General features: G+C 37.6%; 9 protein-coding genes. 6 read left to right on the top strand and 3 right to left on the bottom strand.

Going from position 1 to position 12409, the window contains the following annotated elements; all coding sequences use genetic code 11:
* Positions 1-129: 129 nt before the first annotated feature.
* From ahpF to MKY13_RS18935, 3 genes are all read left to right on the top strand, one after another.
* Positions 130-1686 carry an alkyl hydroperoxide reductase subunit F gene (ahpF, locus tag MKY13_RS18945; protein ID WP_191701427.1) on the top strand — a complete coding sequence of 519 codons (1557 nt, stop codon included), beginning with the start codon at positions 130-132 and terminating at the stop codon, positions 1684-1686.
* 146 nt (positions 1687-1832) lie between these two features.
* Positions 1833-2054 carry a hypothetical protein gene (locus MKY13_RS18940; protein WP_191701426.1) on the top strand — a complete coding sequence of 74 codons (222 nt, stop codon included), beginning with the start codon at positions 1833-1835 and terminating at the stop codon, positions 2052-2054.
* A 161-nt stretch (positions 2055-2215) separates the two neighbouring features.
* The gene (locus MKY13_RS18935; RefSeq protein WP_191701425.1) at positions 2216-2788 is read left to right on the top strand and encodes a CueP family metal-binding protein; all 573 of its coding nucleotides are present in this window, start codon (positions 2216-2218) and stop codon (positions 2786-2788) included.
* Between the two features lie 80 nt (positions 2789-2868).
* Here MKY13_RS18935 and MKY13_RS18930 read toward each other — a convergent pair whose 3' ends face one another.
* A complete protein-coding gene (locus MKY13_RS18930) occupies positions 2869-3741 on the bottom strand; it encodes a MerR family transcriptional regulator (RefSeq protein WP_339214461.1) in 873 nt (290 codons plus the stop codon).
* 180 nt (positions 3742-3921) lie between these two features.
* Between MKY13_RS18930 and MKY13_RS18925 the strand changes: the two genes are divergently transcribed.
* A complete protein-coding gene (locus MKY13_RS18925) occupies positions 3922-6117 on the top strand; it encodes an MMPL family transporter (protein ID WP_339214459.1) in 2196 nt (731 codons plus the stop codon).
* A gap of 53 nt (positions 6118-6170) precedes the next feature.
* On the opposite strand, the gene MKY13_RS18920 is transcribed toward MKY13_RS18925, so the two are convergent.
* Together MKY13_RS18920 and MKY13_RS18915 are read right to left on the bottom strand one after the other, a co-directional pair.
* Entirely contained in the window at positions 6171-7907 is a 1737-nt protein-coding gene (locus MKY13_RS18920) for an ABC transporter ATP-binding protein (protein ID WP_339214457.1), read from the bottom strand.
* Positions 7904-9646: an ABC transporter transmembrane domain-containing protein gene (locus MKY13_RS18915; protein WP_191701421.1), complete on the bottom strand. Its 1743-nt coding sequence runs from the start codon at positions 9644-9646 to the stop codon at positions 7904-7906. Before MKY13_RS18915 ends, MKY13_RS18920 begins: the two co-directional genes overlap by 4 nt.
* 566 nt (positions 9647-10212) lie before the next feature.
* On the opposite strand from MKY13_RS18915, the gene MKY13_RS18910 reads away from it, so the two are divergent.
* Both MKY13_RS18910 and MKY13_RS18905 read left to right on the top strand, forming a co-directional pair.
* Positions 10213-10719 (top strand): membrane lipoprotein lipid attachment site-containing protein, encoded by a 507-nt coding sequence (locus tag MKY13_RS18910; protein WP_191701420.1) that lies wholly within the window; start codon positions 10213-10215, stop codon positions 10717-10719.
* A 17-nt stretch (positions 10720-10736) separates the two neighbouring features.
* Positions 10737-12314, top strand: coding sequence for an amidohydrolase (locus MKY13_RS18905; RefSeq protein ID WP_339214454.1), 1578 nt, complete (start codon positions 10737-10739; stop codon positions 12312-12314).
* The last annotated feature ends 95 nt before the right edge of the window (positions 12315-12409 follow it).

Here is a 12409-nt window from a genome sequence, read left to right as displayed (position 1 = left end):
AAAAGAAAGACAAGCTCTCTATCTTTTAATTTAATATGAAAGAAGGTGAAAGGCTTGCTGTATTAGAGGGAGAATGGTCGATTATTTTTCGGGGGAACAATCATCGGCATTCATACAGCAGCCAGTGCAATGTTAGATAATCAAATTAAAGCACAATTACAGCAGTATTTAACGATGCTTGAAGGAGATTTATTAATTAAAGCGAGTATTGGTGATGACAAAACTTCACAAGATATGCTCAATTTAGTAGAGGAACTTGAAAAAATGTCGCCTCGTATTACGGTGCAACATGCATTGTTGGAACGTACACCAAGCTTTAGCATTAATAAGGTAGGTGCAGAGGAATCAGGTGTTGTGTTTGCAGGTTTACCGCTTGGTCATGAATTTACATCGCTAGTTTTAGCGCTTTTACAAGTTTCAGGTCGTGCGCCAAAAGTAGATGCCGCGGTTATAAAACGTATTCAAGCCATTAAACAGCCATTGAAGTTTGAAACGTATGTAAGTTTAACTTGTCACAACTGTCCAGATGTTGTACAAGCATTAAATATTATGTCAGTGTTAAATCCGAACATTTCCAACGTGATGATTGAAGGTGGTACTTTCCAGAATGAGATTAAAGATCGTGACATTATGGCAGTACCTACAGTTTATTTGAACGGTGAAAATTTCGGCGGCGGTCGTATGGAATTGGAAGATATTTTAACAAAGCTTGGGGAAGTATCGGATGGTTCGGAGTTTGCGGATAAAGAACCTTTTGATGTATTAGTAGTAGGTGGAGGTCCGGCGGGTTCTGCAGCGGCAATTTATTCGGCGCGTAAAGGGATTCGTACAGGTATTGTTGCTGAGCGCTTCGGTGGTCAAGTAAATGATACGCTATCAATCGAAAACATTATCGGAACAAAGGCAACGGAAGGTCCTGCATTTGTATCAAGCTTAGAGGCACATGTATTAGACTACGAAATCGATGTAATGAAATCCCAGCGCGCTAAAAAGGTCGAGAAAAAAGATCTTATTGAAGTTACATTGGAAAATGGTGCTGTCTTAAAAGGGAAAACGGTTATTCTTTCAACAGGTGCACGCTATCGTCAATTGGAAGTGCCGGGTGAAGAGAAGTTTAAAAATAAAGGTGTTGCTTATTGTCCGCATTGCGACGGTCCAATCTTCAAAGGGAAAGATGTAGCGGTTATCGGTGGAGGTAACTCAGGTGTTGAAGCTGCAATTGATTTAGCAGGTGTAGTAAATCACGTAACTCTAATTCAACGAAGTGAAGAATTGAAGGCTGATAAAGTACTCCAGGAACGTGTTCGTAGCCTGAAAAACGTAACAATCATTACGAATGCTTTAACAACAGAAATTACAGGTACTGATAAAGTAAATGGCTTAACATATAAGGATCGAAAAACAGGTGAAGAAAAACAAATTGTATTGCAAGGCGTATTTATTCAAATTGGCTTATTGCCAAATACAGAATTCCTGCAAGGGGCAATAGAAATGAATGCGCATGGAGAGATTATTGTCGATAAGCACGGTGCGACAAATGTTTCTGGCATCTTTGCCGCAGGTGATTGTACAGACACGGCGTATAAACAAATTGTCATCTCAATGGGTTCAGGTGCAACAGCAGCTTTAGGAGCGTTTGATTATATGATTCGTAATGTTGATTCCCGTGACTATATAGAGGCATAAAAAATAGATCCGTTGTGCGAAAAAACTCGTGCAACGGATTTTTCTTTTGGAATCATTGTGGACAATTGATTTGAGAGAAAAAGGTGTATTCTTTCTAGTAATCGGGTAATAAATATAATGAGTACTAGAAAGGGAGGTTTTTAAAAATGAGAGAAGAAAGAGATGAAAAAATTAAACATAAGAAACTCGACAATCCTGATTTATTAAATACCGAAAACGAAAGTATTTTTGATAAAGATGAGGAAATGAAATTTGTCGATCCGATCCCAATGGAAGAACTTAATGATCAAGTAAAAGACGAAAGACATCCTGCGGACACTAAAAAGACGTCAGGCAGTGAACGTAAAAACCAGCCAAGACGTAGATAAATAGTTTATTTTAATAAAAAGATTGATCATTTTACGAAAAAAGTGAAATGATCAATCTTGGTTTTAAAAATCTATCATTTTTCAGAATTGTCCTATCTTTTTCACAGTATTGCATCACTAAATGGATTACAATATTGGGATAAAGGGAGGGAGTTCTAAAAATGAATTGGAAATCAATAGTATTAAGTGTATTTGTGATGATGTTTTTAGCTGCATGCAGTGATGAAAAAGAAACGGTTAGCCAAGCAATCGATAACAAGAGAGTCGAGCCTGAAACTGAAACTATTTCAAAAGGCGAAAGTGAAGATGTGAAGGGTTTGGTGGCGGAATATAGTGCGAACAAAACGACTGATGATAAAGCATCAATTACTTCAACACAATTAATCATAACGGATACAAATGAAAATAAAATTACATATGATTTACCGGAAGATGAGTTTTTTATTTCAATTGCACCGTATGTTAATGAAACTCATCCTTGTAAAGACCATAGTTTAACAGGGTGCCAAGGAGAATTAGTTCAAAAAGAAATAGATGTGTTTATTGAAAATGAAAAAGGCGAAGTTATAGTGGATGAGAAGTTGACAACTTTAGAGAATGGTTTCATCGATTTATGGTTGCCACGTAATGAAGCTTTCATTGTAGAAATGTCTTATGATGGGAAAAGTGTAACAGGGGATTTAACAACGTTTGAGGAAGATGGAACATGTATCACGACATTACAACTACTGTAAATTGGATATAAAAATTACAAGCTCGTAGTAGGGGGACTATAACATCCTTTACTGTGAGCTTGTATTGTCTGGGTTATTTTTTAATTCTTTTTTGCGGGGATGATATCATCAATTGTGCGTGATAATTTTAAAGCGTTTAATTCAAATTCGCTATAGTGGATTTCCGCACCTGCTCCACCAATATAAAAAGATATATCCTGATGTGCTTGGGCCAACTTTTCCAATGTTGTAATCGATTGTGCAAATTCAGTAAAAGCAATTTCAGTGGATCCTGTGAGGAGCACAATGGTCGGCTTTTTTAAAGCGATAGTCGATTGAATCGCGGTAGGTGCAGGTGAAGGGCCGAGCATTAGTGTTCGATAACCACGTAACATGCATTGAATAAGTAGGATCTGCATAGGAATTTCATGTCTTTCTCCAGGAAGACAGCTACCTAAAACGAGCGGAGCATCTTCGGGGATGTAAAAGTGCCGACGGATATGACTTAAAAAGTCTCGCACCGTTTGACTACTGATAGCTTCCTGATATTCTCCCCACGCATTTTCGCACCAAAGTTGGCCAATTTCATGTAAAAAGGGAACGACAATTTCATGAATCAGCTTTTCAACACCAAATTTATGGTGTGCCTGTTCGAGTAAATGTAATATCTCATGTTCATCCCCTTCCGTACCAGCCTTAATCAGCGCTTTATGAAAGAAAGTAATAGGGTTCACTTCTGGGGCATCTTTATATTTAAGATAATGGTCTACAGCTTGCTTAATTGTCATGCCATTATTTATATGATTTTTCAGCAGCATTAAAGTTTGTACTTCGTCTTCGGAATAAACGCGATAACCATTGTCCAATCTTTCAGGTTGAATGATTTGATAGCGATCTTCCCATTTACGAATCAGTTGTTTAGAAAGATTTGTAATATCGGATACTTGCTGAATAGAATATGTTTTTTTAACCAAGTTTTGCACCTCCTTAAGTAAATTCTTATTTATGTCTATTCAATCGAAAAAAAAAGCACTTGTCAAATGTTTTTCATATGCTGTACAATGTTTGTATAACCATGTATGAGGGTATTGTTTGTAGGGTATGATTATTAGTAAAAAATGGTAAATAGAAAAGTGGGAGAAGGGGGTTGTATTGTGTCAAAACATCCATTAGAAAAATGGGGAAGTGCAATGGGCGGCAAGAATACACGCTGGATAGTTGTAGGACTATGGATTGTATTCGCTGTTACATTTGCACTTATATTTCCGCAAATTAATAGTGTAGAAAATTTTGCGGGCGATGAAATCCCAGAAACATATACATCAATACAAGCAGGAAAGATTTTAGAAGAAGAATTTGCTTCAGATAGTGGAATTCCATTATTAATTACTTGGTATAACGAATCAGGAATTACAGAACAGGATTTGACAAATATCCAAGGGTTATACAAGCAACTTGCAGATGATCCACTAAATGGGCAGGAATCTATTCCGCCATTCCATGAACTTCCGGCTCAAGCATTGATGGGCTTGTTATCGGAAAATGGAGCAGCACTTGTAACACCTGTATTTTTCTCCCCAGATAAAAATACAGATGTATTAAAAGAAAACTTAGCAATTATTAAAGAACGTACGGAAGAACAGTTTGGTGAAAATCCATATGAGTCGAACCTGGAAGATGAAGGATTACATGCGCGTTTCTCGGGACCGGTTGGAATCTCAATTGATGCTACGGATCTTTTTAAAGCAGCTGATGTTCAACTTATGATTGCCACTGTGATTATTATTTTAGTCATTTTATTATTAATTTACCGTTCTCCAATTTTAGCTATTATTCCTTTAGTTGTTGTTGGGATTGCATATTTAGTTGTTAGTCCTTTATTAGGGGTGATGGCAGAAAACGGTTGGATCGATAAAGATGCGCAGGCAGTAGCGATTATGATTGTCCTACTATTTGGTGCGGGTACAGACTATTGTTTATTCTTAATTACACGTTACCGTGACATATTATTAACAGAAGAAAACAAATTTACGGCGTTAGCTATGGCAGTACGTGAATCTACCGGTGCCATTGTGATGAGTGGTTTAACTGTAGTAATCGGTTTAGCAACACTGGCTTTAGCGGACTATGGTGCTTTCCAGCGATTCGCTGTTCCATTTAGTTTCGGTGTATTAATAACTGGTTTTGCCGTTGTCACATTATTGCCGGCAGTACTCGGCATTTTAGGTCGTGCAGCATTTTGGCCATTCGTTCCACGTACGGAATCGGCTGAAAAAGCACATGCGGAAAAGAAAAATAAACCATATAAGCCTCGAAAGCCAAATCACCGTTATATGCGTGCGGTCGGTGAATTCGTAACGACAAAACCATGGCTTGTTATTGTTATTGCAGGTGTAATTTTGATTGGTTTAGCTTTCGCTTCAACGAATATTAAATATAATTATGATTTAATTTCTTCATTCCCGGAAGATATGCCTTCACGTGAAGGCTTTACAATTATTGAAGATAACTTCACACCGGGCGAACTAGCTCCGGTACAGCTTTTAGTAGATTCAGAAGGAACAGATATTAATATTACAGAACAATTATTAGGTTTGCCTTACGTAAGCATTGTTAAAGAAATGCGTACAGGTGATGTAAATAATAATATTCAGCTTTATGAAATAGATTTAGATAAAAATCCATATTCAAATGAAGCAATGGATGATGTTGAACAGATGAAAGATGATGTGAAGTCGATTTTAGCTGAAAATAATCTGGAAGATGGTCAGTTCTGGATAGGGGGCGAAACAAGCGCCCAATTAGATACAAAGGTTGTACAATCAGGTGATGAAAATATTATTCAACCTGTTATGATTATCATTATTTTCATCGTCTTACTAGGTTACTTACGTGCCCTTATTACTTCGATTCAACTGATGGTAACTGTTTTGATTTCCTTCTTCTCAGCTTTAGGCGCAGGTTGGTTAATAATCCATTACGGTCTAGGACATGAAGCGATGGCAAGTGCAATTCCGTTATATAGTTTTGTATTTATTATTGCGTTAGGAAATGACTATAATATATTCATGATTTCAGATATATGGAAAAACCGAAAGCGTGGTATTGCTCATCGTGAGGCAATTGTGAATGGTATTGCATCGACTGGAGCAGTTATTACTTCGGCAGGTTTAATTTTAGCGGGTACATTCTTAGTATTAGCTACATTACCGATTCAATTATTAGTACAATTCGGTATCGTAACGGCAGTCGGAGTATTACTGGATACGTTTGTTGTACGTCCGTTGCTTGTACCAGCCATTATTACGGTATTTGGAAAATGGTCTTATTGGCCAAATAAAAAGCTATAAAAATAGAAAAAGGGTGCTGTCCGAAATGAATTTCCGGACCGCACCTTTTGCTTTTAAGAAATTAACGAACCTGATTGTAATCGATACATCAATTCATATTTGCCGCCAAGTGCAACTAGCTCATCATGGCTGCCTTGCTCAACGATTTCACCACGGTCTAATACTAAAATTTTATCTGCATTTTTAATAGTAGAAAGACGATGTGCAATGATGAAAGTAGTCCGTCCCTTTTTTAGTACATCCATCGCATGCTGAATAATCTCTTCTGTTTCAGAATCAATATTAGATGTTGCTTCATCCAAAATCAAAATGGCTGGGTCAAATGCTAATGCCCGTGCAAATGAGATTAATTGGCGCTGACCAGATGAAAGGGTACTTCCTTTTTCGATTACTGGTTCATCAATTCCTTTTTCGAATTTTGATAAAACACGGTCACCACCGACCGCCTCCAGTGCATTTTCAACCATCTCACGTGAAATACGCGCATCATTCAAGCTAACATTTGATGCAATCGTTCCGGTAAATAAATACGGGTCCTGTAATACAATACCCATATGTTCACGAATTGCTTGTCGAGGCAGCTTTGTAATATCCTGCCCATCAATGATAATACGTCCTTTTTGTGGGTCATAGAAGCGGAATAACAAATTCATGATTGAACTTTTTCCTGAGCCTGTATGACCAACAAGTGCAATAGTTTCGCCTTCCTTTGCTTCAAAGTGAATATTTTTTAATACATAATCGTCATTTTTGTATGCAAATGAAACATGATCAAATACAACATTTCCTTTGTAGCGCTCAATTCTTTCTTTGCTTACTTCTTCTCCCGGCTGATCAAGTAACTCGAATACACGGGTACCCGCTACAAGTGAACGTTCCAGTTGCGAAAATTGATTGACCAAGTTAGTAATTGGATTGAATAGACGTGTAATATAATCAACAAATGCATAAAGTGTACCTGCTGATACTGCTTCAGGCAATGTCATCGATTGTGTACCGAAGTAATAAACGAATACAGCGAACATACCAAGTCGTAAAATATTTACTAAGTTATGTGAAGTCGCAGAATCCAATAATAAAAGTTTACGGTTGTATTGGTAATGCTCATCGTTCATCTCATCAAATTCAAGTCTCATCTGATCTTCGCGGCGGAAAGCCTGAATAATTGTCATTCCATTAATCGATTCATTAATCATCGCATTAATATCGGCAATTTTTGTACGAATGACATGATTGTATTGTGAAGCAAATTTACGGTATAAAATCATCCAAATATAGACGATTGGAATGAGCACTAGGGCAAAAAGCGCCATTTTCCAATTTAAAATAAATAAAGCTATATATACCCCTGCAATGGTAATAAAGCTGTTCGCAAATTGCGAAAGTACGGTTACGTAAAGGTTTCGAATAGCCTCTGTATCATTTGTGACACGGGCAACTACTTTACCGGCTGGCAAGTTATCAAAGTATTCAATTGGTAGCTTTTGAATATGTCCGAACACATCTTTCCGTAGCTGTTGAATGACAAAGTTTGCACCCCGTTGTAAAAAGATGAACATTAAATAACGGAACACAGCAGTCAGCACGGATAACAAGAAGAAAATCGATAATAAAATCGCAATTGGCTCTGCCTGTAAATTACCTGGTTCCATGTAGTGGTCGATAATATATTTTGCGATAAATGGACCTGCAATATCTGTTGCAACAGCAATTGTTAATAATGATAATCCGATTAAAATCGGCTTTTTAAATTTTAAAGCATAAAGATACAGTCGCTTCGATGTACTCATTGTTTTACCTCCTCAAGCTGCTGGCGGTCAAATTGCTCTTTGTACCAACCACCTAAGCGTAGAAGCTCTTCATGTGTACCCCGTTCAACGATAAAACCATCATCCAGTACAATTATTTCATCCGCATGCTGAATTCCTGATAAGCGGTGAGTTGAAATGATAGTTGTTTTCCCAGCGCGCTCTGTTTGAATATTTTCAATTATTTTTGATTCTGTTTTGGCATCTACCGCAGATAAGGAATCATCCAGAATTAAAATTTCCGGATCTTTAATTAGTGCACGTGCGATTGAAACACGCTGTTTTTGTCCGCCGGATAAGGATACTCCTTTTTCCCCTACTAGTGTTTCGATGCCTAGTGGTAAATTCGCTAAGTCTTTTTCGAAGTCTGCTAAGCGAATAGCCTCATCAATATCTGCTGATGATGCATCTTCTTTTCCGAACAATATATTTTCACGAATGGTACGAGAAAATAGCACATGATCTTGTGGTACATAGCCAATCCAATCTAAAATTTGTTCCTTCGTCATATGTGCCAAATCGGTATTATTAATAATAATTTGCCCGTCTCCTAACGGGTACTCACGCAATAGCTGGCGAATGAAGGTTGTTTTTCCGGCACCTGTCTTTCCGACAATGCCAAGAGTTTGCCCTTTTTGTAAATTCAATGAAATTTGCTGTAAGTTTTTTACCTGAGATAAAGGGTATTGGAAAGTAAACTCAGAAAAACCAATTGAATTGGGTACGTTATGATTCATTGGAGCATTTGGATTTTTAACATCTGCTTCATACTCTAATGTATCCTGTACACGGTCAAGAGATGCACTTCCTTGCTGCATGACGTTAATCAGCTCGCCAATTGCGAACATTGGCCAGATTGCAAGCCCTAAATACACATTAAAGGATACAAGTTGACCGACTGTTAGCGCCTCATTTGATACAAGGACGGCTCCGTACCCAAGCGCGATAACGTAACAGACTCCTGTTCCGATTTTTGTAATTGGCATAAAAAGACCATTAATATAGGCAACGCGCATATTTTTAACAAAGATATTTTCGCTCATCTCTTCAAAACGTTCTTCGTCTTTACTTTCTTGGACGTAAGCGCGGATAACACGTGTTCCCGCAACAGATTCCAAAACGTTGTCATTCATTTCACCGAACGCACCTTGTGCAATCATATAACGCTCATGGACAATCTTACCTAAATATTGAATAATGATTGCCATGACCGGTATTGGGAGCATTGCAAAGAAAGTTAGTTTCCAGGAGATGAAGAAGCCCATTGCCAAAATAATAAGTGCCATAAACACCGTCGAATCAATTAGCGTCATGATACCAAATCCTGCTGTTAGAGTGACGGCATTTAAATCATTTGTAGCTTTAGCCATTAAGTCCCCTGTACGGTTTTTTTCATAAAATGTAGGGGTCATTTGCAGAAATTGATGCATTAATTTTTTTCGCAATATTCGGTCCAGTGCAATTGAACCACCGAATAACTGGTATTGCCAATAGAAGTTTAATCCATAGCTTGCGATTGCAGCTGCCAGAATAAATCCGACATACTTAAGAAGCTGTGCCTGATCCATATCGCCACCGGTCATAACATCAATGGCTTCACCTAAAATCCAAGGTGGTAATACTTCTATAAAACTTGCAATTATCAATAGCGTAATAGCAACGGTGTACTGCTTACGGTACTGTTTAAAAAACCATTTTAATTTCACAAACACATTAAACATTACTTATACCTTCCTTCTATAAAGTTTGTAGCATTGGCTACCCATCATCGAATCGATCCGTTTTTAATAGTTTTCGCATAAAGATTGTCATACAAAGCCCTCCTGAATTTTTTCACTAAGTAGCACTGTTTTCCTGGATTTAGAACATTTAAAAGCCTTTATCCAACAAAAAAACACCTCTTTCGATTTTTCGAAAAGGTGTCATTACGAAAAAAAGCACAAGGAAGTCCAAATCCGTGCCCTTTATTTAAAAGTGCAAGCTAAATTAAAACAAAAGTACGGAAAAGGGAAATATGAAGTTGTCGCTTTGAAACGTGTACATCTAAAGGTGTTGTCTTCATGCCCCTAATCTCCTTTCCTTGTTCCAATTTATTTAGTGTTCCTTAATATTATTAGAGCGAATTATCATTGTCAATATATTTTGAAAACAATTTATATTCAGTATTGGGATTTTATGGTTTAAGGCGCGAATTCCTATAAAATACAACTTTATTATTATAAAAGTTTGAAAATTGAGAGTATATTCGTTATCGTGGAAGTAACACATCAAAAGGAGTGGTCCAACAATGAAGAAGCTATTTTTTACTTTGTTACTTATATTTGTGCTGGCAGCATGTGGGACGGAAGATACAACAGATATAACAAATAATGTCCCGGGAAATACTACAGATGATGTAACTCAAGGTGATACAAATGTAGAGGAAAAAATGATTACTTTATATAAATCAGATGCAAATGCTGAAAATACAGTTCCATTTGAAGAAGAATTTGAAGGCGATGAAGGAAACCTAGTACCTTTTATTTTCGAGGAAGTAAATGAGCATGACGTAGAGCTATTGGATTATACACTAGAAACTGAGAGTAAAAGCTTAGTGTTAAATTTAGGCGACGATATTTATACTATTCAAGGTTCTGCTGGAGCGAGAATGTTCGTAGAAACATTAGCACGCTCTTACTTCGAAAATTTATCGGATATTGATGAAATTACATTTATTCATAAAGGCTCGTATGAACCGGCATTGGATCATATGAACATAGGACAGCCTTACTTAAGAAGTGAATTTGATATGTAGATAGGGGATTGTGGGAGATGAAACAACTATGGACAAATGGCACGATTTATACGATGGAACAAGAAGGAAGTACAGTTCAGGCTGTACTTGTTCATGAAGGCAAAATTATAGAAACAGGAGATTTCGATCAATTACAGGAAAAGGCTGATGAAATTATCGATCTACAAGGCGCATTCATGTATCCAGGCTTTGTCGATAGTCATTTGCATATGATTGGGCATGGCGCAAAGTTAATGCGACTGGATTTAACGCAGGCGAAGAGTGGAAAGGAAATTTTGGAACTTGTACAGAATGCGGCAAGTCTGCTTGATGAAGGGCAATGGTTAATGGGCGATGGTTGGAATGATAATCAATTTATAGATGGTCAAATACCAACAAAAGAAGAACTAGATGCTATCACTAACAAACCCATATTCCTCAATCGCGTTTGTCACCATGTTGCATTAGTAAATTCAGCAGCACTCCAATTAGCAGGTGTAACAAAAGACACACCAGATCCGGAAGGCGGAAAATTGGGGCGGCATAAAAATGGCGAGCTGAATGGCTTACTGTATGAGCAAGCTATGAATTTGGTTTCGTCTACTTTCCAGCAAGAAGGAGAAAGCTATATTGCTAGTTTGGAGCATTACCTTCAACTGGCCATTGAACATATGCAATCTTATGGATTAACAGGCGGACATACCGAGGAAATGGCCTATTTTGGACAGTATACCAATCCACTAACAGCTTATCAGCGTGTTGTTGGTGGCAAAAAACATTTCCGTGTCAATTTATTGCGTCACCATACAGTCTTTGAAGAAATGGTTATAAATAATGTGTCATTTGATGAACCGTTTATCGAGCCCGGTGCAATGAAGATTTTTGCTGATGGATCCTTTGGAGGCTCGACAGCTGCAGTTCTGGAACCATATGTAAATGAAGCTGATAATAAAGGTATGCTCATTCATACAGATGAACAACTGGAAGCCCTTATTCAATTAGCGAGAAAATACGGGGAAGCAGTAGCCATTCATATTATTGGAGACGGTAGTATGGAACAAGTATTACCATATTTAGAGAAATACCCGGTTGCTAAAGGAAAGCGTGACCGCCTCATTCATTGCTGTCTCGTATCGGAAGAGCAGCTAAATCGAATAAAAAAGCTGTCTGTTATTTTGGATTTACAGCCTGCTTTTGTAACGTCAGATTTCCCATGGATACTTGAAAAGCTGGGGGAAAACCGTTCTGGTCATTTGTATGCATGGAAGACTTTTGGTGAAGAAGGCTTAATGTGCGCGGCAGGAACCGATGCGCCGATAGAAGCCATTAGTCCATTTGAAACAATCTATGCAGCAGTAGAACGTAAAAAGCTAGAAGATACGCATGACGGATATGGTGCTGAACAAAAGCTAACACGCTTTGAAGCCGTAAAAATGTACACTGTGGGAAGTGCTGAGGCCATTTGTAAAGAAAATGAACGGGGTTACATCCGCTCAGGATACGATGCAGACTTTACAATACTAGATAAAGATCTATTACATTGCACTGCCGATGAAATATTACAAACAACTGCATTAAAAACAGTTGTTGCAGGTAATGTAGTATACCAAAAATAAATAATAAAATTAAAAGAATCACAGACTACCTGTGGTTCTTTTAGTTTTGGGAAAAATAATCCAAGTAAACATATATGAAAAAACATTGAAATGTC

Source organism: Solibacillus sp. FSL W8-0372 (genome assembly GCF_037969735.1).
Lineage (GTDB): Bacteria > Bacillota > Bacilli > Bacillales_A > Planococcaceae > Solibacillus > Solibacillus faecavium.
The sequence above is the reverse complement of the archived record's forward strand: the minus strand, read 5'-3'. Positions and strand labels throughout refer to the sequence as shown.

Coding starts and splice junctions, on each gene's coding strand:
- MKY13_RS18940 (WP_191701426.1), top strand. CDS start 1,833: ATGAGAGAAGAAAGAGATGAAAAAATTAAACATAAGAAACTCGACAAT.
- MKY13_RS18920 (WP_339214457.1), bottom strand. CDS start 7,907: ATGAGTACATCGAAGCGACTGTATCTTTATGCTTTAAAATTTAAAAAG.
- MKY13_RS18910 (WP_191701420.1), top strand. CDS start 10,213: ATGAAGAAGCTATTTTTTACTTTGTTACTTATATTTGTGCTGGCAGCA.
- ahpF (WP_191701427.1), top strand. CDS start 130: ATGTTAGATAATCAAATTAAAGCACAATTACAGCAGTATTTAACGATG.
- MKY13_RS18905 (WP_339214454.1), top strand. CDS start 10,737: ATGAAACAACTATGGACAAATGGCACGATTTATACGATGGAACAAGAA.
- MKY13_RS18935 (WP_191701425.1), top strand. CDS start 2,216: ATGAATTGGAAATCAATAGTATTAAGTGTATTTGTGATGATGTTTTTA.
- MKY13_RS18915 (WP_191701421.1), bottom strand. CDS start 9,646: ATGTTTAATGTGTTTGTGAAATTAAAATGGTTTTTTAAACAGTACCGT.